This window comes from Neorhizobium lilium (assembly GCF_004053875.1).
In the GTDB taxonomy this organism is placed as follows: Bacteria; Pseudomonadota; Alphaproteobacteria; order Rhizobiales; family Rhizobiaceae; genus Neorhizobium; species Neorhizobium lilii.
Genome location: NZ_SBIP01000008.1, coordinates 48031 through 72395, shown reverse-complemented (window position 1 = coordinate 72395; position 24365 = coordinate 48031). Strand labels below are relative to the sequence as shown.

General features: G+C 61.0%; 27 protein-coding genes and 1 pseudogene. 16 read left to right on the top strand and 12 right to left on the bottom strand.

Features of this window, described 5'->3' with window-relative positions:
* Window positions 1-8 precede the first annotated feature (8 nt).
* The gene (locus EPK99_RS24880) at window positions 9-1148 is read left to right on the top strand and encodes a CobW family GTP-binding protein (protein WP_128445793.1); all 1140 of its coding nucleotides are present in this window, start codon (window positions 9-11) and stop codon (window positions 1146-1148) included.
* 30 nt (window positions 1149-1178) lie between these two features.
* Here EPK99_RS24880 and EPK99_RS24875 read toward each other — a convergent pair whose 3' ends face one another.
* The 5 genes from EPK99_RS24875 to EPK99_RS24855 form a co-directional block, all read right to left on the bottom strand.
* Window positions 1179-1424, bottom strand: coding sequence for a sulfurtransferase TusA family protein (locus EPK99_RS24875; protein WP_128445792.1), 246 nt, complete (start codon window positions 1422-1424; stop codon window positions 1179-1181).
* A 252-nt stretch (window positions 1425-1676) separates the two neighbouring features.
* Complete coding sequence (locus tag EPK99_RS24870; RefSeq protein ID WP_128445791.1) at window positions 1677-2987, bottom strand: L,D-transpeptidase family protein; 1311 nt, start codon at window positions 2985-2987, stop codon at window positions 1677-1679.
* A gap of 174 nt (window positions 2988-3161) precedes the next feature.
* Window positions 3162-4115 carry an acetyl-CoA carboxylase carboxyltransferase subunit alpha gene (locus EPK99_RS24865; RefSeq protein WP_128445790.1) on the bottom strand — a complete coding sequence of 318 codons (954 nt, stop codon included), beginning with the start codon at window positions 4113-4115 and terminating at the stop codon, window positions 3162-3164.
* A 39-nt stretch (window positions 4116-4154) separates the two neighbouring features.
* Window positions 4155-5087, bottom strand: coding sequence for a site-specific tyrosine recombinase XerD (gene xerD, locus EPK99_RS24860; protein ID WP_128445789.1), 933 nt, complete (start codon window positions 5085-5087; stop codon window positions 4155-4157).
* Between the two features lie 21 nt (window positions 5088-5108).
* On the bottom strand, window positions 5109-5276 hold the full coding sequence (locus tag EPK99_RS24855) for a hypothetical protein (protein ID WP_128445788.1): 168 nt from the start codon (window positions 5274-5276) through the stop codon (window positions 5109-5111).
* A 145-nt stretch (window positions 5277-5421) separates the two neighbouring features.
* On the opposite strand from EPK99_RS24855, the gene EPK99_RS24850 reads away from it, so the two are divergent.
* From EPK99_RS24850 to EPK99_RS24835, 4 genes and pseudogenes are all read left to right on the top strand, one after another.
* On the top strand, window positions 5422-6012 hold the full coding sequence (locus tag EPK99_RS24850) for a shikimate kinase (protein WP_128445787.1): 591 nt from the start codon (window positions 5422-5424) through the stop codon (window positions 6010-6012).
* Window positions 6009-7139, top strand: coding sequence for a 3-dehydroquinate synthase (gene aroB / locus EPK99_RS24845; RefSeq protein ID WP_128445786.1), 1131 nt, complete (start codon window positions 6009-6011; stop codon window positions 7137-7139). Before EPK99_RS24850 ends, aroB begins: the two co-directional genes overlap by 4 nt.
* Before the next feature lie 11 nt (window positions 7140-7150).
* Window positions 7151-8026 (top strand): annotated as a pseudogene (locus tag EPK99_RS24840) (HlyC/CorC family transporter); the annotation flags it as partial.
* Window positions 8027-8143: 117 nt separating this feature from the next.
* Complete coding sequence (locus EPK99_RS24835) at window positions 8144-8767, top strand: hypothetical protein (RefSeq protein WP_128445784.1); 624 nt, start codon at window positions 8144-8146, stop codon at window positions 8765-8767.
* Between the two features lie 81 nt (window positions 8768-8848).
* Here EPK99_RS24835 and EPK99_RS24830 read toward each other — a convergent pair whose 3' ends face one another.
* On the bottom strand, window positions 8849-9130 hold the full coding sequence (locus EPK99_RS24830; RefSeq protein ID WP_128445783.1) for a BolA family protein: 282 nt from the start codon (window positions 9128-9130) through the stop codon (window positions 8849-8851).
* 104 nt (window positions 9131-9234) lie between these two features.
* Between EPK99_RS24830 and EPK99_RS24825 the strand changes: the two genes are divergently transcribed.
* From EPK99_RS24825 to EPK99_RS24805, 5 genes are all read left to right on the top strand, one after another.
* A complete protein-coding gene (locus tag EPK99_RS24825; RefSeq protein ID WP_128445782.1) occupies window positions 9235-9864 on the top strand; it encodes a J domain-containing protein in 630 nt (209 codons plus the stop codon).
* 61 nt (window positions 9865-9925) lie between these two features.
* Window positions 9926-10918, top strand: a complete 993-nt coding sequence (gene cobS, locus EPK99_RS24820; RefSeq protein ID WP_128445781.1) for a cobaltochelatase subunit CobS — start codon at window positions 9926-9928, stop codon at window positions 10916-10918.
* Between the two features lie 18 nt (window positions 10919-10936).
* Window positions 10937-12841 (top strand): cobaltochelatase subunit CobT, encoded by a 1905-nt coding sequence (cobT, locus tag EPK99_RS24815; RefSeq protein ID WP_128445780.1) that lies wholly within the window; start codon window positions 10937-10939, stop codon window positions 12839-12841.
* The gene (locus tag EPK99_RS24810) at window positions 12838-13842 is read left to right on the top strand and encodes an esterase-like activity of phytase family protein (protein ID WP_245582565.1); all 1005 of its coding nucleotides are present in this window, start codon (window positions 12838-12840) and stop codon (window positions 13840-13842) included. The genes cobT and EPK99_RS24810 overlap by 4 nt, the downstream gene beginning before the upstream one ends.
* Window positions 13843-13912: 70 nt before the next feature.
* Complete coding sequence (locus tag EPK99_RS24805) at window positions 13913-14467, top strand: ATP-binding protein (RefSeq protein WP_128445779.1); 555 nt, start codon at window positions 13913-13915, stop codon at window positions 14465-14467.
* A gap of 6 nt (window positions 14468-14473) precedes the next feature.
* On the opposite strand, the gene EPK99_RS24800 is transcribed toward EPK99_RS24805, so the two are convergent.
* Both EPK99_RS24800 and rpmB read right to left on the bottom strand, forming a co-directional pair.
* Window positions 14474-15115, bottom strand: a complete 642-nt coding sequence (locus EPK99_RS24800; RefSeq protein ID WP_128445778.1) for a queuosine precursor transporter — start codon at window positions 15113-15115, stop codon at window positions 14474-14476.
* 116 nt (window positions 15116-15231) lie between these two features.
* A complete protein-coding gene (rpmB, locus tag EPK99_RS24795) occupies window positions 15232-15522 on the bottom strand; it encodes a 50S ribosomal protein L28 (RefSeq protein ID WP_128445777.1) in 291 nt (96 codons plus the stop codon).
* 250 nt (window positions 15523-15772) lie between these two features.
* Between rpmB and EPK99_RS24790 the strand changes: the two genes are divergently transcribed.
* Together EPK99_RS24790 and yddG are read left to right on the top strand one after the other, a co-directional pair.
* Window positions 15773-16546: a DUF3108 domain-containing protein gene (locus EPK99_RS24790; protein WP_128445776.1), complete on the top strand. Its 774-nt coding sequence runs from the start codon at window positions 15773-15775 to the stop codon at window positions 16544-16546.
* 31 nt (window positions 16547-16577) lie between these two features.
* On the top strand, window positions 16578-17462 hold the full coding sequence (gene yddG / locus EPK99_RS24785; protein ID WP_128445775.1) for an aromatic amino acid exporter YddG: 885 nt from the start codon (window positions 16578-16580) through the stop codon (window positions 17460-17462).
* Window positions 17463-17479: 17 nt separating this feature from the next.
* Here the strand turns inward: yddG and EPK99_RS24780 are convergent, their stop codons facing one another.
* Window positions 17480-17911, bottom strand: a complete 432-nt coding sequence (locus EPK99_RS24780) for a cupin domain-containing protein (protein ID WP_128445774.1) — start codon at window positions 17909-17911, stop codon at window positions 17480-17482.
* Between the two features lie 20 nt (window positions 17912-17931).
* On the bottom strand, window positions 17932-18702 hold the full coding sequence (gene gloB / locus EPK99_RS24775; RefSeq protein ID WP_128445773.1) for a hydroxyacylglutathione hydrolase: 771 nt from the start codon (window positions 18700-18702) through the stop codon (window positions 17932-17934).
* An 85-nt stretch (window positions 18703-18787) separates the two neighbouring features.
* Here gloB and EPK99_RS24770 point away from each other — a divergent pair, with 85 nt between their 5' ends.
* The 3 genes from EPK99_RS24770 (at window position 18788) to EPK99_RS24760 (ending at window position 21674) form a co-directional block, all read left to right on the top strand.
* Window positions 18788-19528, top strand: coding sequence for a class I SAM-dependent methyltransferase (locus EPK99_RS24770; protein ID WP_128445772.1), 741 nt, complete (start codon window positions 18788-18790; stop codon window positions 19526-19528).
* Window positions 19529-19638: 110 nt separating this feature from the next.
* Window positions 19639-20748, top strand: a complete 1110-nt coding sequence (hisC, locus tag EPK99_RS24765) for a histidinol-phosphate transaminase (RefSeq protein WP_128445771.1) — start codon at window positions 19639-19641, stop codon at window positions 20746-20748.
* Window positions 20745-21674: a prephenate/arogenate dehydrogenase family protein gene (locus EPK99_RS24760; RefSeq protein ID WP_128445770.1), complete on the top strand. Its 930-nt coding sequence runs from the start codon at window positions 20745-20747 to the stop codon at window positions 21672-21674. Before hisC ends, EPK99_RS24760 begins: the two co-directional genes overlap by 4 nt.
* An 8-nt stretch (window positions 21675-21682) precedes the next feature.
* On the opposite strand, the gene EPK99_RS24755 is transcribed toward EPK99_RS24760, so the two are convergent.
* Window positions 21683-22687: a DUF2125 domain-containing protein gene (locus tag EPK99_RS24755; RefSeq protein ID WP_128445769.1), complete on the bottom strand. Its 1005-nt coding sequence runs from the start codon at window positions 22685-22687 to the stop codon at window positions 21683-21685.
* Between the two features lie 54 nt (window positions 22688-22741).
* On the opposite strand from EPK99_RS24755, the gene EPK99_RS24750 reads away from it, so the two are divergent.
* Window positions 22742-23290 (top strand): gamma-glutamylcyclotransferase, encoded by a 549-nt coding sequence (locus EPK99_RS24750; RefSeq protein WP_128445768.1) that lies wholly within the window; start codon window positions 22742-22744, stop codon window positions 23288-23290.
* On the opposite strand, the gene EPK99_RS24745 is transcribed toward EPK99_RS24750, so the two are convergent.
* Window positions 23275-24066, bottom strand: coding sequence for a lysophospholipid acyltransferase family protein (locus tag EPK99_RS24745; RefSeq protein ID WP_128445767.1), 792 nt, complete (start codon window positions 24064-24066; stop codon window positions 23275-23277). The genes EPK99_RS24750 and EPK99_RS24745 overlap by 16 nt on opposite strands.
* Between the last annotated feature and the right edge of the window lie 299 nt (window positions 24067-24365).

Genomic DNA, 24365 nt, shown 5'->3' with positions numbered 1-24365 from the left:
ATCACATCATGCAAGCACCCGGTGAACGCATTCCGGTGTCGATCCTGACCGGCTTTCTCGGGGCAGGCAAATCGACACTTCTGAACCGGATCCTTCGGGATCCCGATCTCAGCGATACCGCCGTCATCATCAACGAGTTCGGCGAAGTCGGCATCGACAATCTCCTGGTGGAAACCTCGGGCGATTCGCTGGTGGAGCTTTCCAATGGCTGCCTTTGCTGCACGGTGCGCGGAGAACTGATCGACACGCTGGCGACATTGATGGACGGCGTCCAGACCGGCAGGCTGAAGCCGATCCGGCGCGTGGTCATCGAAACGACCGGATTGGCCGATCCGGCGCCAGTGATGCAGTCCGTCATGGGCAATCCGGTCATCGCGCAGAATTTCGAGCTCGATGGCGTGGTTACCGTGGTCGATGCGGTGCATGGCCTGTCGACACTGGAGCGCCATGGTGAGGCGGTGAAGCAGGTGGCTGTCGCGGATCGGCTGGTGCTCTCCAAGATTTCGCTTGCCGACCCGCAGCAACTGGCAGCGTTGAAATCCCGCCTGCAGGAGCTCAATCCACGCGCCTCCATGGTGGACGGCGACAGCGCGGAGGCCGGAACCGGCTCGATCATGGCCAATGGCCTCTACGATCCCGGCAGCAAGATCGCGGATGTCGATCGCTGGCTACGGGACGAACTGGCGCTGGATGCTGCGACCAGCCATGAGCATCACAGGCACGATCACGCTCAGCACGGCCATCATCACCATCACGACGTGAACCGGCACGGGGAAGACATCCGCTCCTTCTCCATCATTCACGACACGCCTATCGATCCGATGGCGGTTAACATGTTCGTGGACCTGCTGCGGTCCGCACATGGAGAAAAGCTGCTTCGCATGAAGGCGATCGTGGCGCTCTCCGACAATCCGGAGCGGCCTCTCGTGCTGCATGGGGTGCAGAGCATTTTCCACCCGCCGCAGCGGCTGCCGCACTGGCCGGAGGGTTCGGACCGGCGCACCCGCATGGTGCTGATCACGCAAGGATTGCCGGAAGCCTTCGTGCTGGACCTGTTTGCCGCCTTCACGGGGCAGCCGCGCATCGATCGCCCCGACCGGGCGGCGCTGGAGGACAATCCGCTCGCGGTTCCCGGCCTGCGAATGTAGGCACACGACCGTAACCCCCGGCGGTATCGGTCAGGCCTTGCGGACCACGAAGCGGTGGCCTGTCTCGGTGTGTTCCGACGACAGGAGCTGATGGCCTTCCTGATTGCAGAAATGGGGGATGTCGATGCCGGCCAGCGGGTCGCTGGTCTCGATCGTCAGTTCTGCTCCGGACGGCATGTTCTGGAGGCGGCGGCGTGTCTTCAGGACGGGGAGGGGGCATTTCAGCCCACGAAGATCATAGCTCTCCGCGAGCAAAACCCTAGGACCAATCGACATTCAGGTTTCGGGCGTGGCGCGAGCGGATTTTGTTTCTGAACAGGAGGGAAGGCTGCAGTGGAGCCTTTCCTCCACAAGGACTTTCCGACGTCTTCAGGGACAAAATCCGCCGCGTCCTGAAGGGATATGGTGGAAATCGCCCATTTCTGCGTCGCGAACCCTCGATGGATAGAGGATCCACCATCGGTTTCGCTCCTCGAACTGAACGATTTTCCCTCATACCGCGCTCCAAATCCTGAATGTCGATTGGTCCTAGTCCTTTGCCCAGAACTTCCAGAATGGCTTCTTGCCACTGTCCTCCGAGACCGGGGGTGCGGCATAGGCAAGCGGGTTCTGCTCGGGGATTGGCACAGTCGTCGTCTTGCCTTGCGCAGCCACGACGGTCGGGCCGGACGCAGCAGTCGCCGTCGCAGCTGGTGCAGGTCCGATGCTCCCCGTCATGGGCAGGCGATCCTGCTTCATCCGCTCGGTCGTGGTCGTCGGGCGGGGAGAAATTGCGGCGGAAGCGAGGATCGTATTGGCAGGCTTTGCTTCTGCCGCCGCCATCTTCTTTTCCATCCAGGTCTTGAACTCGGCCTGGCTCATCAGCTTGCCGGCCTCCAACGAGGTGCCGGTCGGCGCATAGGCAAGATCGTGGCCCTTGCGCTTCGCGGCGACGACGGCCTTGCGCTCTGCCTCGGTCGGCTCATACCAGACCTTGTCATTGAACTTGTCCAGCGCCTTAGCATAGGCAAGTTCGTAGGTCTTGGAGTAGGAGCTCAAGGCTGAAACCAGCGCCGGCGGCGTCGACATGGATGGGCAGGCAGCATTCGCTGCTACAATCTTGCCCTCTACCTGCTGGTTGAAGACGTATTTCTTGTCGCAGACTGCAACTTCCGGCGGGCGCTTCGTGACCTCGAAATTGTCGTAACCGGTCTTCAGCATCTTCCAGAAATCATAGTTCTGGTTGTCGCGATGCCGTGCCATGTTCTCTGGCGTCATACGGAAGGGCAGAGCCTGAAGCTGCACGGATGTCTGGCCGCCCTTGAAGGCGTCGCGTGCAAAGGCATAGATTTCCAAGATCTGCTCGTCGGTCATCGAGTAGCAGCCGGACGACGAGCAGGCGCCGTGGATCATCAGATTGGTGCCGTAGCGGCCGTTCGCCTGATCATAGCGGTTCGGAAAACCGGTGTTGATGGCGAGATAATACTTGGAATTCGGATTGAGATTGGCCGGCGAAAGATTGTAGAAGCCTTCCGGCGCCTGACGATCGCCTTCCTTCACCTTCGGACCCAGTTTTCCGGACCAGGCGCAGATGTCATAGCTCTTGATGACCTCGAAGCGGTTGTCTGCCTTGGCCTTCCAGATCTCCAGCTTTCCCTCTTCCTTGAGGATGCGGATCATGATCGGCGAGGTGCGCGGCATATCCCGCTTCTGCATTTCTGCAAGAATGGAATTCGGCAGCGGCTGCTGGACCTTGTTCTTGACGGACGAAAGATCGACCTTGGTCGTATCCAAAGTATCATTGCAGCCTGTCAGGGCTGTCGCGGTCAGCAAGGCGAAAGCGATGTGATAAAGGCGCATCGGGATGGACCGTATCCTAAAGACGAACGAGAGCATGCACTGGTTCAATAGGTAAAGCGGTAAGCTTTACATCTTCTTAACCGCTTATACGGGTCTGTCCAGTAAAACTGTCCTCATTCCACTGCCGCGCAATCATAGCGGCGAATCCGACATTTTGAAGGGCACAACCAGGCTTTAGAGATTGCGGCCGATGTCGAGGAATTTCTGGCGTCTGGCGGCTCTGACTTCATCGCCCGACAGCTTGCCAAGGTCCGCTAGGGCAGAGGCGATAATCTTGCCCGTTGCTTCGATCACTGCATCAGGCTCACGATGGGCGCCACCGAGCGGTTCGGGGATAATGTCGTCGATGATGCCGAGGCCCTTCAGGTCTTCGGCCGTGATCTTCATGTTCGTCGCCGCTTCGCGGGCGCGGGTCGAATCGCGCCAAAGGATCGACGCTGCACCTTCCGGCGAAATGACCGAATAGATCGCGTGTTCAAGCATATAGACACGGTTGCCGGTGGCGATTGCGATCGCACCGCCCGATCCGCCTTCGCCGATGATCACGGACACCAGCGGCACTTTGATGCCCAGGCACATTTCCGTCGAACGGGCGATAGCCTCGGCTTGTCCGCGTTCTTCGGCGCCGACGCCGGGATAGGCGCCCGCCGTGTCGATCAACGTGACGACCGGCAAATTGAAGCGGTCCGCCATCTCAAGGATGCGAATGGCCTTACGATAGCCTTCCGGGCGAGGGCTTCCGAAATTGTGCTTGAGCCGGCTTTTGGTATCGTGGCCTTTTTCTTGGCCGATAAGCGCGATAGGCGCGCCCTGGAAGCGGGCAAGTCCGGCCTGGATGGCTGCGTCTTCACCGAAGCTGCGGTCACCGGCGAGCGGCGTGAAATCCGTGAAGAGCTTGGCTGCGTAATCCAGAAAGTGCGGCCGCTGCGGATGGCGGGCCACTTGCGTCTTTTCCCAGGCGCCAAGCTTGGCATAGATCTCGCGGGTCGCTTCCTTCACGCGCGCTTCCAGACGACTGACTTCGTCGGACGTGTCGATGCTCTCGTTCTCGGTGGCGAGCTTCTTCAGCTCGTGGATCTTGCCCTCGAGGTCCGAGATTGGCTTTTCGAAATCGAGATAAGTCTGCATGAGATCCGCGTTCCGATCGTTTTGCCTTCAACGGCGGCTCTAATCCGGGTTTTTGGCCTGTTTTGCAAGAGGGTGATGTGTTTCCACTGTCTGCCGGAGCCGTTCTTCCAGTACATGGGTGTAGATTTGTGTCGTGGAAATGTCCGAATGGCCAAGCAGTTCCTGCACAACGCGTAGGTCTGCGCCGTTTTGCAGCAGATGACTTGCGAAGGCGTGGCGCATCACATGCGGCGAGATCGAAGCACTTTTCAAGCCTGCTCGGGCGGCTAATCCTTTGAGATCGCGCCCGAACACCTGCCGTGGCAGGTAGCCTTCCTTGGCGGAGGAGGGAAACAGCCATTTACTGTCCTCCGGCGTCTTGCGGACCTCGCGATAGGCATTCAACGCAACGATCGCCGCGCGCGACAGGGGCACAAGCCTCTCCTTGTTGCCCTTGCCGCGGATCATCAGGAAGCGCCCCTCCTGATCCAATACCTTTGCGGGGAGAGACACCAGTTCGCTGACGCGCATGCCGGTTGCGTAGAGGAGTTCGAGCAGGGCTAGCATACGCAGCTTCGACGCCTGCTCAGGACCAGGTTCGGCCGCTTCCTGCTGGGCTGTTTCCAGAAGGCGCGTGACCTCCTGCTCGCTCATGATCTTCGGCAGAGGGCGGCCCCTTTTTGGGGCGTCGAGGATCGTTGTCGGATTGGTGTCGCGCAATCCTTCCGCATACAGGAACTTGTAGAACTGCCGTATCGCCGAAAGGCGCCTTGCCTGGGAGGTTGCCGCGAATCCCTGGCGTTCCAGATGAGCGAGGTAGCGCTGGAGGTCTTCAACCTCCGCCGTTAGAGCGGTTTTCTTACCTGAGGCGAGGAAACCCTGCAGATCTTCGAGATCCCGTTCGTAGGAGATGAGCGTGTTTCCCGCCGATCCGCGTTCGGCGCTCATCATCTCCAGAAAGGCTTCCATATGGGCACGTGACAGATCGGCCATGGTCCTGCTCCCCAGCCTCACCTATGGCTGCTGTTTCGGCGCCGCAGGCGCGTTCAACCGCTCCGAAGGGACCCTGACCGTTACGCCACGCTCGCGGGGTTCGACAAACAAGACCAGGGCTACCATGCTTCCATAGATCACGCCGGCAACGACCGCCAGAATGAAGAGAAACCGAAACAGGGTAGGCATCAGGAACTCCGCAATATCATCATCACTATATCTGCGAAGCGTCGTGGAACGACAAGAACAAACTACCGCGCGCGTCGTTTGAAGATCGCTTCGGCTTGACGCTGGGCGTGCATTTGTCGATACCGTTTTGGAAACGGACGGCACCATGAACGAAGCTCTTACAGTTGCAAGTCAAACCTTGGCGGAACAGGCGCGCGCGGCCCTTGGCCAGCGCAACCTGATTTTTGTCGGCTTGATGGGAGCAGGTAAATCCGTGATCGGCCGGCTGGTCGCGCAGATGCTGGGTGTGCCCTTCCTCGACACGGACGGCGAGATCGAGCGGGTCTCGCGGATGAGTATCACGGAGCTGTTCAATGCGTATGGCGAGACCGAATTCCGGGCGCTCGAAACGCGCGTCATCGAACGATTGCTCAAGCAGGGGCCGCGGGTGATCTCTACGGGGGGTGGCGCCTTCATCAACGAGAGCACGCGCGGCCAGATCAAGACCGGCGGCGTTTCGGTGTGGCTGAAGGCGGATCTCGACGTGTTGTGGGAACGGGTGAACCGGCGCGACCATCGTCCTCTCTTGAAGACGGCGAACCCGAAGCAGAGCCTCGAAAACCTCATGACCCAGCGTTATCCGATCTATGCGGAAGCCGACCTGACCGTACTGTCGGAGAATGTACGCAAGGAGATCGTCGCCAATGACGTGCTGAAGGCCGTCGCCGGCCTCGCCAAGGAAGGTGAAAAGCAATGAATATGTCTTCCCGATCCCCGGAACGGCTGGTGCATGTGCCGCTCGGCGAGCGCGCCTATGACATCCTGATCGGGCCGGGCCTTATCGGCCGGGCCGGCGGCGAGATCACGGCTCGGCTGAAGGGCCGACGTGCCGCAATCGTGACCGACGAGCATGTGGCGCCGCATTATCTCGAAGCGCTGATGGACAGCCTCCAGACGGATGGGATCGAGGCGGTTTCGCTGACATTGCCTGCGGGGGAAAAGACCAAGAGCCTCGAGCACTTGGCAACCGTGACCGACATGGTTCTGTCGGCCCGTATCGAACGCAGCGACGCGGTGATCGCGCTGGGCGGCGGGGTCATCGGCGATCTGGCAGGTTTTGCCGCCGGCATCGTGCGCCGCGGCGTCCGCTTCGTGCAGATCCCGACGACACTTCTGTCACAGGTGGATTCCTCCGTCGGCGGCAAGACCGGCATCAACACGCGGCATGGAAAGAACCTGCTCGGCGTTTTCCATCAGCCGGACCTTGTGCTTGCCGATACGGCAGTGCTGGATACCTTGTCGAAGCGGGAGTTCCGCGCCGGCTATGCCGAATTGGCGAAATACGGGCTGATCGACAAGCCCGATTTTTTCGAGTGGCTGGAGAAGAACTGGACCCAAGTCTTCGCCGGCGGTCCGGAGAGGATCGAGGCCATCGCCGTCAGTTGTCAGGCCAAGGCCGATGTGGTGGTGGAAGACGAGCGGGAAACCGGCCGTCGGGCGCTCCTCAATCTGGGTCATACATTCGGGCACGCATTGGAAGCGGCGACGAATTATGACAGCGCCCGTCTCGTGCATGGCGAGGGCGTGTCGATCGGCATGGTGCTGGCCTATCAGTTTTCGGCTCGGATGAACCTTGCAAGCCCCGATGACGCGGCGCGTGTGGAAGCGCATTTGAAGGCGGTGGGGCTACCAACCAAGATCGGCGATATCCCGGGCGAACTGCCGCCTACGGAAAGACTGCTCGACGCGATCGGGCAAGACAAGAAGGTCAGGAGTGGCAAGCTGACCTTCATTCTGACCCGCGGGGTCGGTGAAGCCTTCATCGCCGACGACGTGCCGCCGTCCGAAGTGCTGGCCTTCCTCGAGGACAAGCGGCTGAAATGACCACTAAAGCGGGTCCGCTGTCGCGCATCGTCAACGCCTTGATCCGGGGCCTCCTCCGGGCAAGCGGCGTCGCACTGTCTGCGGATACACTGGCTGCCGCCGATCACGAGGTGTTGCATGCGGCACTCGACGCCAAGCATCGCATAGGCAATTCCGACGGCCAGAGCCGGGATCGGCTGAGCGGACTTTTCGAGCTGGAAGAGCTGGAAGTGTCCGACGTCATGAAGCACCGCACGGTGATGCGGGCGATCAATGCCGACGAGCCGCCAGACGTGATCGTCCGAACGGTGCTGGAGAGCCCTTACACGCGCATGCCGCTCTGGCGGCACTCGACCGAGAACATCATTGGTGTGGTTCACGCCAAGGACCTGCTGCGGGCGCTGGCAGAGCCGATGGCGGAGGCGCAGACGATCGACGTCACAAGGATTGCCCAGAAGCCATGGTTCGTGCCTGACAGCACCAGCCTCAAGGACCAGCTCAACGCGTTTCTGCGCCGCAAGGTGCATTTCGCGGTCGTGGTCGATGAATATGGCGAAGTGCAGGGCATCGTGACGCTGGAGGACATTCTGGAGGAGATCGTCGGGGACATTGCCGACGAACACGATATCGAGATCCGCGGCGTCAGGCAGGAGGCCGACGGCTCTATCGTCGTGGACGGGTCCGTGCCGATCCGCGACCTCAACCGGGCGCTCGACTGGAGCCTGCCGGATGATGAAGCGACCACAATTGCGGGCCTGGTCATCCACGAATCGAAACTGATCCCCGAAGAACGGCAGGCCTTCACCTTCTACGGGAAGCGCTTCATCGTCATGAAGCGGGAGAAGAACCGGATCACCCGGTTGCGTATCCGTCCCGCTGAGGACGTGGCTGCACTGCCGGCCGAGTAGGCCCTTCACCGTTGTGTGATTGGCAATGGTTGCTGGGGGGCAGATAGTCCACGAAGCGCGACCGACTTCCACCTAGACGTCGCCATTGCCTTTGACAGGCAGTTTGAGGGAAAGAACATGAATTGCAGTATCTTTGCAAAAGCAACGTTATCTCTTGCGGCGGGCACGGTCGTCCTGTTGACGGCAATGCAGGCCGCCGATGCTGCCGATAGGGTCCGCATCAGCGGGACTGTCGAGAGCCTGAACGGTGACACGCTCATGATCAAGAACCTGGATAGCAAAGAGATCAAGGTCATGCTGAAACCCGGCATGAATGTCATGGGCATCAAAAAAGCCTCCGCGGCCGATATCAAGCCTGGTGATTTTGTCGGAATCGGATCGCAGCCCACGCCAAGCGGCATCAACGGCGCTGTCCAGGTGGTGATTTTTCCGGCCTCGATGAAAGGGACAGGCGAAGGGGATCGTGCGTGGAATGTCACGCCTAACGGCACCATGACCAACGCAACGGTTGCCGACGCCGTCGAGGACGTGAACGGTCCGGTACTGACCCTTGCCTATCAGGGAGGGCAGCGGAAGATCAGCATTCCCGACGACACTACGATCGTCGCAATCTCACCCGCCACAAAGGAGGATCTGAAAGCCGGTGCCGCCGTTTCGGTCCAGGGTGTCAGCAGCGGTAACCATATGATGGATGCAGATGCCGTCCGTGTCGGACTAGCGGGTGCCACGCCCCCCAGATGAGATGATGTGCTGTCTGGCGGCCTTGTACCGCCGGACATAGATAGGCCTTGGCCAAAAGCCCGGCACTCCCCATATATCCTGCTACCAGCGCGTCGCTTCGCCCGGTGCCGCCGCTTCCACCGCCAAAGCGTGAAGGCCTGCATCGAGTTCAGGTTTCAGCAGCGAATTGACTTCTCGATGTCGGTCCAGCCGGCTCATGCCCGAAAATTTCTCCGATACCACGCGGACCCTCATATGGGTTTCGCCGGTTCCGGTTATGTCGGGCTGGTGTCCGGCATGGTGATGGCTCTCGTCGATGACGACCAGGCGCTGGGGGTGGAGATGTTCTTGCAGTACGGCTTCTATCCGGGCTTTGACCGACATGTGCGAACTCCTTGGAGAGGCGCGAAGGGGTATTCAGAAACCAGCAACAAACCGCTTTGTCAATTCTTGTTCGGCCAAGCTGCCCGTCCCATAATAAGTGCCTCATGAAACTCGACTCCAAATATTTCGACCGCATCCGGACGCACCGGAACAGGCAGCAGGAAGCGTCACCGCAGGCGCCTGCCTGCCAGTGGGACGGCTGCGACAAGCCCGGCGTTCATCGCGCGCCTGTGGGCCGGAACGCGGAAGGCCAGTTCTTCTTGTTCTGCTTCGAGCACGTGAAGGAGTACAACAAGGGCTACAACTATTTTTCCGGCCTGTCGGACACCGAGATCGCGCGTTACCAGAAGGAAGCGATCACCGGCCACCGGCCGACCTGGACTGTCGGCGTCAACAAGGCAGCCAAGGATGCCCCTTTGCATTCCACCGCGCGCTCCGGATCGCCGGGCGCCCAGCAGCGGTTCAAGGATCCGTTCGGGTTCGTTTCGCAGGCGCGGGCCAACGGCACGTCGCGCTTCGAGACTCAAGGGCGCAAGCTGAAGACGCTTGAGGCGAAGGCCTTCGAGACGATGGGCTTGGCTGCAAATGCGTCAGCGATCGAAATCAAGAAACGCTACAAGGAGCTGGTGAAGAAGCACCATCCCGACGCAAATGGCGGCGACCGTGGTTCGGAAGAACGTTTTCGGGCCGTCATTCAAGCATATCAGTTGTTGAAGCAGGCGGGTTTCTGCTAAGCCGTAGCCATTATGGCAGCATGGACGATGGCCGGGCGGCGGCTCGCGCCTTGGAGAGATAATGAGCAAGATTGATCTGGATATCGCCAACCTTCCCGACACCACCGTTTCTGTGCGTGAAGCCTTCGGCATCGATAGCGACCTGAGAGTTCCGGCCTACAGCAGCGGCGACCCTTATGTACCGGATTTCGATCCGGATTACCTGTTCGACCGCGACACGACGCTCGCCATCCTTGCAGGCTTTGCCCATAACCGCCGCGTCATGGTATCCGGCTTCCACGGCACGGGCAAATCGACCCATATCGAACAGGTCGCCGCGCGCCTCAACTGGCCCTGCGTGCGTATCAATCTGGACAGCCATGTCAGCCGTATCGACCTCGTCGGCAAGGACGCGATCGTGCTGAAGGACGGCAAGCAGATCACGGAATTCAAGGACGGCATCCTGCCCTGGGCCTACCAGCACAATGTCGCGCTCGTGTTCGACGAATATGATGCGGGCCGCCCGGACGTCATGTTCGTCATCCAGCGCGTGCTGGAATCCTCGGGCCGCCTGACGCTTCTCGACCAGAGCCGCGTCATTCGGCCTCACCCCGCTTTCCGTCTGTTCGCGACGGCCAACACTGTCGGTCTCGGCGACACGACCGGCCTCTATCACGGCACGCAGCAGATCAACCAGGCGCAGATGGACCGCTGGTCCATCGTCACGACGCTGAACTACCTTCCGCACGAGAAGGAAGTCGATATCGTCGCTGCCAAGGTCAAGAGCTTCGGTTCGACCGCCCAAGGCCGCGAAACCGTCTCCAAGATGGTTCGCGTGGCGGATCTTACCCGCTCCGCCTTCATCAACGGCGACCTGTCGACCGTCATGAGCCCGCGCACAGTGATCACCTGGGCGGAAAATGCCGAAATCTTCGGCGATATTGCCTTCGCCTTCCGCATTACCTTCCTCAACAAGTGCGACGAGCTTGAGCGTGCGCTGGTTGCCGAACAGTACCAGCGTGCCTTCGGCGTGGAGCTGAAGGAAAGCGCTGCCAACATCGTGCTGGGAGCGTAGGCGCGAGGAGGCAGGATCATGGCAGGTCACGGAGACAATTCGAAAAGCAAGGCGAGCGGCCCGGTCGATATCGAGCCGTTGCGCCAAGCGATCACCGGCTGCGTGCGCTCGATTGCCGGTAGCGGCGAAGTCGAGGTCTCGTTTGCGAACGAACGCCCAGGTCTCGCGGGCGACCGTATCCGGCTGCCGGAAATCTCCAAGCGTCCCACGGCGCATGAGCTTGCGGTAACCCGGGGGCTCGGCGATTCCATGGCGCTGCGCATTGCCTGCCATGATGCCAAGGTGCATGCCAACATGGCGCCGCAGGGCACGGATGCCCGCAGTGTGTTCGATGCAGTGGAACAGGCCCGTGTCGAATCGATCGGCGCGCTGCGGATGGCCGGCATGGCTGCCAACCTGAACTCGATGCACACGGAAAAATATGCCAAAGCGAACTTTTCCGGTGTCGAACGCCAGGAAGATGCGCCGCTTGCAGAGGCGATCGCCATGTTGGTGCGGGAGCGGCTGACGGGAACGAAGCCGCCTGAGTCGGCAGGCAAAGTGCTCGACCTGTGGCGGCCTTTCATCGAAGACAAGGCGCGGGGCGACCTCGACAATCTCGGCACCGTGCTTGAGGACCAGCAGGCCTTCAGCAAGGTCGTGCGGCGCATGTTGTCTTCCATGCAGATGGCGGAGGATCTGGCGAGCGACGACAACGAGCCGGAAGAGATCGACAACCCCAGCGATGAGGATCAGCCGCGCAGCGGCGAGACCGAGACCGAGGAAGTCGAGGAAGAGGCCGGCACGGATGCGGCTCCCGCTGAGCAGAGCGAGGCGGCCGACGAGGAACTCGACGAAGGAGAGATGGACGGCGCGGAAATGTCGGACGACGACATGTCCGAGGATGCCGACGACCATTCCGAGACGCCCGGAGAAACGAAGCGCCCGCAAAGCCCGTTCGACGACTTCAACGAGAAGGTCGATTACAATATCTTCACGCAGGAATTCGACGAGGAGATCCTTGCCGAGGAGCTGTGCGACGAATCGGAACTCGACCGGTTGCGCGCTTTCCTGGACAAACAGCTTGCCCATCTGCAGGGCGCGGTCGGGCGGCTTGCCAACCGCCTGCAGCGCCGCCTGATGGCGCAGCAGAACCGATCCTGGGATTTCGATCTGGAAGAGGGTTATCTCGACCCGGCCCGCCTGGTGCGTTTGGTCATCGATCCGATGCAGCCACTTTCCTTCAAGCGGGAGAGGGACACGCAGTTCCGCGATACGGTCGTGTCGCTGGTGATCGACAATTCCGGCTCCATGCGCGGTCGTCCGATCACGGTCGCGGCGACCTGCGCCGATATTCTTGCCCGCACGCTGGAGCGCTCCGGCGTGAAGGTGGAAATCCTGGGCTTTACCACCAAGGCGTGGAAGGGTGGCCAGGCTCGCGAGAGGTGGCTGGCGAGCGGCAAGCCTGCGACGCCCGGGCGCCTCAACGATCTTCGCCATATCGTCTATAAGAGTGCCGATGCGCCCTGGCGCCGTTCGCGCCGCAATCTCGGCCTGATGATGCGCGAGGGCCTACTAAAGGAAAATATCGACGGTGAGGCGCTGATGTGGGCGCATAACCGGCTGATCGGACGTCCGGAGCAACGCAAGATCATGATGATGATCTCGGATGGGGCACCGGTGGACGACTCGACGCTTTCGGTCAATCCGGGCAATTATCTGGAACGGCATCTGCGCGCCGTGATCGAGCAGATCGAGACGCGGTCTCCCGTGGAGCTGCTGGCGATCGGCATCGGCCACGACGTTACCCGCTATTACCGCAAGGCCGTGACCATTGTCGATGCGGACGAGCTTGCCGGCGCGATGACCGAGCAGCTGGCTGCACTGTTCGAGGAGAAGACGGGCAGGACCGGCGGCCGCGCGCGGCGGGCCGGGCGAGGTTGAAGCTGAAGTCCCTGAAGCCGATCAGACCGGTGCTTGCGGCAGCTGCTATATTTGCCGCGGCCTTGCCGGTTGCGCCGGCATCGGAAAGCATTTCCATCACCGCCCGCAGCATCACGCAGTTCAAGACGGGCTCCAGCGAAAGCCGGTTCGGGATGCTCGACTTCATCGGCGGCATCGAGTTCTCCTCGCCGGATGCTCGGCTCCAATCGCTGTCGAGCATACGCTTCCGCAGCGACGGCCGGAGTTTCGTGTCCGTGCTGGATACGGGCGACTGGCTGACCGGGCAAATCGACCGCGATCCCGAAGGGCGCATCAACGGCCTGTCGAAGGCGACCATCCATCCCATCCTATTGGCCAACGGGCGGCCGGGCTCCAAGATGAGTTCGGACGCGGAGGGTCTGGCGCTCCGGAGCGGTCAGGCCGTTGTCAGCTTCGAGCAGCAGCATCGCGTCGATGTCTATCCAGACCCGGGCTTCGAGATGGCAAAGCCGCTCAAGAGCCTCGATTTCCTGATCCCCAGGGTGGAGCTACGGCGGAATGCGGGCATGGAAACGGTTGTCGCTTCGCCGCCATCCAGTCCGCTCAAAGGCGCACTGCTCGTTATCTCCGAGAGAAGCCTCGATCCTGAGGGCAATATGTTGGCCGCCGTTTTGGAGGGGCCTCTCAAGGGGCGCTTTACGGTGGTACGGCACGACCCTTATGACGCGACCGACGGTGCCTTCCTGCCGAATGGGGACTTCCTGCTCCTGGAACGGCGGTTCAGCTTCCTCGGCGGTCTCGGCATGCGCATCCGGCGCATAAAAGGGGATAGCATTCGCCCCGGTGCCACCGTGGACGGCGAGATCCTGATCGATGCGGATATGAGCTATGCCATCGACAATATGGAAGGTCTCGACGTCGTGCCCGGTTCTGAAGGCAAGCCGCACCTGATCCTCGTTTCGGACGATAACGGCAATCTCTTCCAGCGCAATGTGATGCTGGAGTTCCGGCTCGAAGAGTAAACGAGAGACGCCAAGCAAACTGTTGTCACAGTGCCAGGCTATGTTGTCCTGCCTATAAAAGAGCAAAGCCATGCCTCGTATTCATGTCATGGGAGCATCTGGCTCCGGCACCACCTCGCTCGGACTCGCCTTGTCGCATGCGCTAGCAATCCGGCATCTGGATACGGATGACATTTACTGGATGCCCACCGACCCGCCCTTCACGACGCCGCGCGCTCTGGAGGAGAGGGTGGCCATGCTTAAAAAGGAGGCTCAGGGGGATAAGGCCTGGGTGCTTTCGGGGTCTGCTCTGAAGTGGGGATCAGTCGCTGAACCGCTGTACGATCTCATCGTCTTCCTGAGGCTGGATCCGGTTTTGCGCATGGCCCGCATCCGTCGGCGCGAAGTCCAGCGATATGGCCCCCGGCTCGATCCGGGCGGCGACATGGCGGCAAAGAGCCGCGAATTTTTGGAATGGGCGGAAAGCTATGACACGGCAGGCCCGGAGAGGCGCAGTCTGATCGCTCATGAAGCATGGCTGGCCGGTCAGGCGGCGCCGATACTCCGGCTTGATTCGACAAGCCCGATTGTCGAACTGGTGGATTGCGTTGTCCGGCACCCTGCCGTGGGTGGCGGCAGGGTCTAATCCGGTTCAAGCTGTCCTGGCGGGCACTTGCGGCATGGGCTTCAGCACGTTCATGAGGGCGCCATAAGGCAGCAGCAGCACGATACCCACGACGATCTTGACCGCGAGGTCACCCAGCGCCCATGAAACCCACCGTGGGGCTTCGGTCGCCAGTACGCCGAGGATCGGAGCCTGGCCGATCGCGAAGTCGTCATTGGCGCCGATGAAGGCAAAGACGGGCGCGAAGGCCAGCGAGAAGAACAGGGCCGTATCGATGATGGTGCCCACAAGTGAGGCTGCCAGCGGCGCCTTCCACCAAGCCTTGCGGCGCAGTTCGTTGAAGACAGAGATGTCCAGCAACTGGCCGATCAGGAAGGCCGTGCCAGAGGCAATGGCGATACGAGGGGCAGAGAACCAGAAGGACAGGGCGACGCCGACCACGAAGCCAACGAAGACGACACGCCGCGCAATGGCTGGGCCGAACTGGCGATTGGTCAGGTCCGTGATCAGGAACGCGACAGGGTAGGTAAATGCGCCCCATGTCAGCAGATCGCTCAGGGAGATGCCCCAGAGCGTACCGGTGAGCGGGAACTGCACAAGGAAGTTCGAGGCAACGACGACTGCCGACATGAGCAGGGCGTAGACGAGGGTATAACGGGCCGCTAGCATTTTTTTATCCTGGGTGATGCCACCAGTTGGAGGGATCTGCGGTCAAGAGAAAAGGCTTGCCCAGCAGTGCCGGTCAAGCCTTCCTCATACCGAATGTAACGAGAGGCTGATGCCGATCAGGCAGCTTCAGCGGTCTTCTTGACGATCTGGCGGCGCAGCAGGCGAGCGCGCATCGACAGGTCGGTTTCGTCGGACTTCAGCAGGAAGGCGTCGAGGCCGCCACGATGCTCGACCGAGCGAAGGGCATGAGCCGAAACGCGCAGACGATAACGCTGGCCGAGAGAATCGGAAATCAGCGTGACCTGGCACAGGTTCGGCAGGAACCGGCGACGGGTCTTGTTGTTGGCATGGCTGACATTGTTGCCGGTCATGACGCCCTTGCCGGTCAGTTCGCATACACGAGACATGGGAAACACCTTTGTTCTTCTTCAATCAGGCGGTCTAATCCAGACAATGTCCGGCACACCGATCCAACTGGTCTTGATTGGAAAGTTGCGGTTCTATAGTCAGACAGGCTCGCCCCGTCAAGCCAAAACCTTGCCTCTTCCTCTTATGTGAAGGCGGGAAACCGTGACGAGCCGCTATTTTCTTGCCATCTTGCGCGCTCTATATGGCGAAAGTCTTTTGAAACTTTGCCTCCAGCTTCGCGGGCGGACCATGATTCCCCACATTCGCATTGTCACCGCCTCCATGCTTGCCTTTGTCCTTTCGGCAGCTTCCATGGCTGCTGCCGATGGGCAACATGTGAGCGAGTACGATATCTCGCTCGGCATATTGCCGATCGCCACGGCCCGGTTCACCAGCGATTTTCAGGATAAAGGCTACAAGATCACCGGCAGCTTCAAGTCGGCCGGCATCGCCGATATCATCAGCCGGGTCTCGGCGGAAACCAGCGTGTCCGGACATGTCGTTGGCGAGCGGCTTCAGGCGGACAACTACAACCTCGTCTACAAGACAGGCAAGCGGACCCGCGTTTATGACGTGGCTTACGCCAATGGAAATGTGAAGGAGACGACCATCGATCCGCCGCCGCGTCGCAACCCTGACAATTGGGTGCCCGTCAGCGACAAGGATCTCCAGTCTGTCCTCGATCCCTTGAGCGGACTGATCTTCCCCGGAAACGCAAAGGTGTGCCCCAGCCGCCTGCCGATCTATGACGGCGAGTCCCGCATGGATCTGGTGCTGACACCAGCCGGAACCAAGCCATTTTCAACCGATGGCTTCAAGGGAGACGCCATTGTCTGCTCCATCCGGTACGAACCGAAATCCGGCTTCCGCCGTGGTCGCAGCGACATCGAATATCTGAAGAAGACGCCGATGGAGATCTGGTTTGCCAAGGCACAGCCGGCGAATGTATATGCTCCCGTCTATGCCCGCATCCCGACGAGGATGGGGCAGCTTTACGTGACCGCCGTGAAGTACGGCGGCTAGACAGACGCCCCCATGGCGTCGAGGGGGCAGGGTGAAGACAAAGGGTACGCTGATCGGGTTTACGGCGATCCTGATGTGGTCGCTGCTGGCATTGATGACGGCGGCTTCCGGAAAAATGCCGCCCTTCCAGCTATCCGCCATCACCTTCGCCATCGGCAGCTTGCCGGGGCTGGTGCTTTTCGCCGTGAGGCCACGGCGAATCGCCTTGCTGAAGCAGCCGGCAAAGGTCTGGCTGACCGGCATCGGCGGGTTGTTCGGCTATCATTTCCTGTATTTCACCGCCTTGCGCAACGCTCCGGCCGTGGAAGCCGGGCTCATCGCCTATCTCTGGCCGCTCCTGATCGTGGTCGGTTCAGCTCTCCTGCCCGGAGAAAAGCTCCGCTGGCATCATCTGGTCGGGGCACTGGCCGGGCTGTGCGGCACGTTCGCCATCGTGTCGCGGAACGGCCTGGCTTTCGAAGCCGGCTATGCCCTGGGTTATGGTGCGGCTTTCCTCTGCGCCTTCACATGGGCCGGATACTCGCTCCTGACACGGCGGTTCGACCGGGTGTCCACCGATGTCGTCACGGGCTTCTGCCTTGCGACCGCGGCTCTCTCCTTCGTCTGTCATGTCATGCTGGAGCAGACGATCTGGCCGGTGGATGCCAGGGAGTGGGCAGCTGTCGTCGGTCTCGGCCTTCTGCCGGTCGGCGCTGCCTTCTACGCCTGGGACTACGGCGTCAAGAATGGCGACATCCAGGTGATCGGCGCTGCCAGCTATGCGGCGCCGCTTCTGTCCACCATCATCCTTGTCCTGTCTGGATTTGCCGAACCAAGTTGGCGAATCCTGCTTGCCTGCGTGCTGATCACCGGTGGCGCTCTATTGGCCGCGCGCGACATGCTCCGGCCGGGCAGCCGTACTGCGCCGGCTGAATAGATTAGCCCGGACACACTCTAGCCCGGTTCCCAGCCGGGCGGCGCCATTTCGAAGCTTGAGAATTCGAAGGCAGGCGCCACTGTGCATCCGACAAGCGTAAAAGCGCCAAACGGCTCCGCAGACTGCCAGACATCTGCCGGAACTACGGCCTGCGGGCGCTGGCCTGCCGCGATGTCGGCACCGAGAACGACTTCGTCCATGGACGTGCCATCGGACATCCTCAGCCTCAGAGGGTCGCCCGCATAGAAATGCCAGACCTCGGCTGCATCGCGCACCCGGTGCCAATGAGATCGCTGTCCGGCCTCCAGCAGGTAGTAGATCGCAGTCGATCTTCCGCGACCGCTTCCATCCTGATCGCGAAAGGTTTCGACAAACCATCCACCCTCCGGGTGCGGCTGCATCCCGAGGGCCTGGACGATATCGAGTGCTTGTGACGCGGTTTCGGCCATTGAAGTCGGGCCTGCCCTAATCAGAAATTGTCCTTGCGCTTACGGATCTCCGTAAAGACTTCCTCGTTGGTCTTGCTCTCCATCACAAGGTTGCGGCGGATGGCCGGGTCGGCGGCTCGCAGGAAGGGATTGGTTTCCTTCTCCAGCCCCATCATGGTCGGGATGGTGAACTTGCCTTGCGCGCGGTCTGCTTCGATCTGCTCGGCCCGCGCCTTCAGCCGCTCGTTGTCGGGATCGATGGTCACCGCAAAACGGGCGTTCGACAGTGTATATTCATGGCCGAAATAGATGGCCGTCTCATCCGGCAGGACAGAGAGCTTCTGAAGCGAATGCCACATGTCAGCTGCCGTGCGTTCGAAGAGCCGTCCGCAGCCGAGAGCAAATAGCGTGTCTGCGGCAAACAGGATCTTGTCGTCGGGGAAATGATAGCAGATGTGTCCGGCAGTATGTCCGGGCGTCTCGATCACACGCACGAGGTGTTCGCCGAAATGGAATTCGTCACCATCGGCCATGGTCTTGTCCAGGCCGGGAATGGCAAGGGCCTCGTTGACCGGTCCGATGATCTCGCAGCCGAACTTCTCCTTCAGCGCGAGATTGGCTTCCACGTGATCGATGTGATGATGGGTGGTGAAGATATGGGTGATCTTCCAGCCGCGCCGCGCCGCGGCCTCGAGGATCGGTCCCTCTTCCGGTGCATCGATTGTGGCGGTCAGGTCCGTTTCGGGATCGTGGACGAGAACGCCATAGTTATCTGTCCGACACGAGAAAACTTCGATTTCCAACGCACGCATCCAAAGACCCCATTCATGAAAACATTGGCGGCAATGTAGGGGTTGAAGACTTGAAGTCCAACCGCTGTCCGGTATCATTTCGCAAATGTCTGCCGATATCGTCGATCTCCGAGAATTCTACCATTCCCCGCTCGGCCTGGTTGCCGAGCAGTCGATTACCGTGGCGCTGTCTTCGCTCTGGGCGCGGCTGCCGGAGGAGAGGCTGGTGGGCCTGGGTTACGCAGTGCCCTACCTAGATCGTTTCCGCGCGGATACGGAGCGCACCTTTGCCTTCATGCCGGCAGGGCAGGGGGCGGTGAACTGGCCGGCCGGAGAGCGCTCGTCTACGGCCCTCGTCTTCGATGAGGAGTTGCCGCTGCCCGATTCCTCGGTGGATCGGGTGCTGATGGTGCATTCGCTTGAGTTTGCCGAAAACCCGCGCGAAAGCCTGAAGGAGATCTGGCGGGTACTGGCACCCGGCGGGCGGCTGGTGATCGTCGTGCCGAACCGGCGCGGTGTCTGGGCGCGCATGGAGCATACGCCGTTCGGATCCGGCCGACCCTATTCGCGCGGCCAGCTGACGTCGCTGCTGCGGGAAGCGAATTTTACGCCGGGCGCAAGCTCGGAGGCTTTGTTCTTTCCGCCGTCCAGGATACGCACGCTGCTGAAGCTGCGCCACGTCTTCGACCGTATCGGGCGTCGCTTCTGGCCGGTCTTTTCCGGCGTTCTGGTGATCGAAGCGCAAAAGCGGCTCTACCAGGGACTTCCGGTTGCGGCGCGCGCCTCGCGGCGGGTCTTCGTGCCCGTCCTGGCGCCGCAGGGCGTGCCGACGACGAGGAACCGGTAAGGCATCGTTTCGCCGGTGGCGCCGACCATTCCTCGCCCCTCGACAAAGGCCGTTTCCGGCGCTAATCCCCTTGATCACCGCCCCCAAGGCATAGTCAGAAGGTTGATACGATGAGCATCGTCACGAGTGAGCCCGTTCCGCGTCCCGGCATTCTCGATATTGCCGCTTACGTGCCGGGCAAGGAACATGCTCCCGGCGCCGCCCGTGTCTTCAAGCTTTCTTCCAACGAGACGCCGCTTGGGGCCAGCCCAAAGGCGATCGAGGCCTTCCAGCAGGCGGCCAGCCACCTCGAACTCTACCCGGACGGTCAGGCTATGGCGCTGCGCGAGGCCATCGCTTCCGTCTATGGTCTCAACGTCGCCAACATCATCTGCGGCAACGGGTCCGACGAACTTCTCGGCCTGCTCTGCCATGTCTACCTGGCGCCGGGCGACGAGGCGATCATCACCCAGCATGGGTTCCTCGTCTACAAGATCCAGATCATGGGCGCTGGCGCACAGCCGGTCGAGGTGAAGGAAAACGATTGCCAGGTCGATGTGGATGCCATTCTGGCAGCCGTGACCGACAGGACGAAGATGGTCTTCATCGCCAATCCGGGAAATCCCACCGGAACTTACGTTCCCGTTTCGGAGATCCGCCGCCTGCATGCCGGTCTGCCGAAGAATGTCATCCTGGTGCTTGATGCCGCCTATGCGGAATATGTGCGCAGGAACGACTATGAGGCTGGCCTGGAACTCGTTTCCGCCAACAGCAATGTCGTGATGTGCCGCACCTTCTCCAAGGTCTACGGGCTGGCGGCGCTGCGTGTCGGCTGGATGTACGGCCCGGCTGCGATTCTCGATGCGCTCAACCGGGTGCGCGGGCCGTTCAACATGAATGCGCCGGCCATAGCCGCCGGTGCGGCTGCCGTGCGCGACAGGGCGTTTGTCGAAAAGGCCGTCGAGCACAACACGCTCTGGCTCGACAAGCTCACTCATGCCTTCGAGACGATAGGCCTCAAGGTCACGCCTTCCGTCACCAACTTTGTCCTCATCCATTTTCCTGACGTGGACGGCAAGCGGGCGCCGGATGCGGATGCCTTTCTGACGAGCCGCGGCTATATCCTGCGCGCCGTCAAAGGCTACGGGCTGCCGAACGCGCTGCGCATGACAGTCGGCTCCGAAGAGGCCAATCGCGGCGTCATCGAAACCCTCGGAGAATTCATGGGGCGCAGTGCATGACGAAGCCCTTTTTCGACCGCATAGCGCTGATCGGCATCGGGCTGATCGGCTCGTCGATCGCGCGCGACGTCAAGGATCTCGGCCTGGCGGGTGAGGTGGTGATTTCGACGCGCAGCATCGAGACCCTGAAACGCGCCGAGGAACTGGGTCTCGGGGACCGCTATACGCCGTCCGCCGCAGAGGCGGTCAAGGATGCCGATCTGGTCATCGTGTCGGTTCCCGTTGGGGCCTCCGAAGCCGTTGCACAGCAGATTGCCGGCAGCCTGAAACCCGGCGCCATCGTCACCGATGTCGGTTCCACCAAGGCGTCGGTCATCGCACAGATGGCGCCGCATATGCCGGAACATGTGCATTTCATCCCCGGGCATCCCTTGGCGGGTACTGAAAAATCCGGCCCGGACGCCGGCTTCAGCGGACTTTTCCGCGAGCGCTGGTGCATTTTCACGCCGCTGCCGGATACCGATCCCGTAGCGCTCGAGCGGCTGAAGGATTTCTGGACGGCTCTCGGTTCGCGGATAGACGAAATGGATCCGCAGCATCACGACAAGGTGCTGGCTATCGTCTCGCATCTGCCGCACATCATCGCCTACAACATCGTCGGCACGGCGGACGACCTGGAAACGGTGACCGAATCGGAAGTCATCAAATACTCGGCTTCGGGCTTTCGCGATTTCACGCGTCTCGCGGCCTCCGATCCTACCATGTGGCGGGATGTCTGCTTGCACAACAAGGACGCGATCCTCGAAATGCTGGCGCGGTTTTCAGAGGACCTCGCCTATCTCCAGAGGGCGATCCGCTGGGGCGAGGGCGATAAGCTGTTCGAACTCTTCAGCCGTACCCGCGAAATCCGCCGCTCCATCGTCCAAGCCGGTCAGGACGTGGACGCGCCGGACTTCGGCCGCCACGCGCTGGACGTCAAGAAATAGGCTCAGGATCAGACCGGCGGAATCTCGCCGATCGGGATCAGGCCACCGGCCAGGATCTTGCCGCGCTTGATGGTGATATCGAGCGAGGCATTGGCGCCGCCACCAAGGGCCGACAGCATGCTGGTCGCCGTCTGCAGCATCGGGCCAAGATCCGGGAAAGCCTGACTCAGGCTTTCCTGCCAGGCGGCGAGCTTTTCCACCCGCAGTTTCAGCTTGCCCGACATGCGGCCTTCGTCGTCAAAGGAAAAGGGTCCCGACAGAAGCAGCACCCGTCCCTCGCCGAGATCGGCCCGGAACTCGCGCATCTCGCCCTTGGTCTGACGCAGGGAGATGCCGTTGGGATCGCTGCCGTCGATCATCCCGGCGCGCCCGACAAGCGTCAGATCGGCGCTCGTCGTCAGGCGGGGCAAAAGCTGCTGCAGGCCTTCCATAGCCGTGTCTGTGCCGTCAAGGGTGACGGCAGCGTCGAGATCCGGGCCGTTCTGGCGCAGGTGGATTTCGGCACGGTCCGCATTGATGTCGAAACTCTGCCCGTTCGCCGAAGACACGATGTGGGTCTTCGGGTTCTGCAGCACCAGGGCCGCCCGCTCTACCCCCTTGAGCTTGGTCACGACGCTGGATTGTAGGCTCTTCCAGGAGGTGGAGACGATGAGGCCACGGCTGGAGCGCAGCTCGGCCGGCGAATCCATCTCCCATACGATATGGCCGGGATCATAAACCTGAGCTGCAGAGCGCAGGGCGCCGAAGCTGGCCGAGATGCCATTGGCCCTATCGTCAACTGAGACCTTGGAGCAAAACAGGCCGATGCGGAAAGGATAGCCGCGGTAATCTGCATCGGCGCATTCAGCGGCAAAACCATCGGATGCGCGACTGCCGAGCATGGCCAGCGTCTTTTCCCGCAGGAGCGATGCCGCGTAGAACCAGCCTGCGGTGTAGAGCGCAATGAAGAGGACGACGAGGCAGGCAAGCAGCCACAATTTTCCGCTGACGCCGGTTCGGCTTGACGCTGCCATGATCTTCTCCAATGCTTGTCGCGATCGCGCGCGGTATGCGCACGAGGAAACGGCATGGCGCGCGATATGGACGAATTTTGGGTGTTTGGCTACAGGTCGCTGATGTGGAACCCAGGCTTTGTCTTCGAGGAGAGGATTCCTGCGCGTGTCTTCGGCTTTCGCCGCTCGCTCTGCGTCTGGTCACATGTGCATCGTGGCACACCGCAACAGCCCGGGCTCGTGCTTGGGCTGGATCGAGGCGGCTCCTGCCTGGGGGTGGCATTCCGGGTTAGCGATGGGCAGCGCGTGGAAGTCCTCAACTATCTGCGCCGCCGGGAACTCGTCACCAATGTCTATCTTGAACGCGTCCTGCCTGCCTCATTGCAAGACCGGCGGCAGGTCAGGGCGGTGAGCTACATCGTCGATCGGCATCATCCGCAATATGCGGGTGCGCTTGCGGTCGAGGATGCCGCTGAGGTCGTCTACCGATCGCATGGCCAGTCCGGTCCGAACCAGGCTTATGTCTCCAACACGCTTGCGCATATGAAGGAAATGGGGATCCGCGATCCCTGGCTGGAAAGGGTTAGCGCTGCTGTTTCCGATTGTGCTCAGGCGGCTGGCTGAGCGCGGAGTTCGGCAACGCGTCTGGCGGCCTCAGGCGGCAGCGGCAGATGCGGATTGGCGTCGACCGTTTCGATCAGCAGTCTGTCGCTTGCCGTTTCCAGCGTCTCGATCAACAGCGCGTAGAAGGCATCCGGGTCCAGGCCCGGCTGGATGGGTGGCAGGATCTTCACCTTGAAGCGGCCGGGATGCTTGATCAGCTTGCGGCGGCCCCAGAACAGCCCCCAATGGGCGACGATCGGCACGACGGGCACCTGCACGTCGCGATAGATGCGGGCGATACCGTAGCGGTATTGCGGTTCGGCACCGGGAGGGCGACGGGTGCCTTCCGGGTAGATGATCAATTGGCGTCCATCGGCCATCTCAGCCTTGGTCCGCTGCATGACGTCCACCATCACCTTGCCGCGGGCGCCCCGGTTGACGGGGATCATCTTCTGCTTGGCGACATACCAGCCGAACAGCGGGATCCACATCAGCTCCCGTTTCAGGATGTAGACGGGGTCGCGCTGGTAGGGCAGGAGCGCGAACGTATCCCAGGCGGACTGGTGCTTGGGCGCAAAGATGCAGCCGCCTTCCGGAATGTTTTCCATCCCTTCGATCTCGAAGGTCGCACCGACGATCTTTGCCATCAGCCAGTTGTTGGAGGCCGCCCATGCCTTCGGGATGCGATAGGCAGCCTTGCGGGGCATCAGGAAATAGAAGGGCGACAACACCAGCATCCGCACGATGATGTTGGTATAGAAGGCGATGTTGAAGAGGACCGAACGCACCAGCAACATGAAAAGGCATCCCACTTAAGCAGTCGTTGCCTACACGAGATCGGGCAAGGAAAAAAGCGTCCCGTGGCGATGCAGGCAAAGAGTTAGAGTGTGTCCAGGTTAAATGGAAACAGTTCTGTTGGCTCAAGTGGGAGCAGATGCGAGGAGAGCGGCGCCGCGTCGTAGCCATAGCATACGGCCAAGCCGCTATCCGAAGCAGGTGACCCGCTTCAGCCAACCCGAAGGGCGCCATACCGAGGGGGTATGCCCATCGCCAAAAACCTTGATCCTGACTGAAAGTCTCTCCGGCAGAACGATTC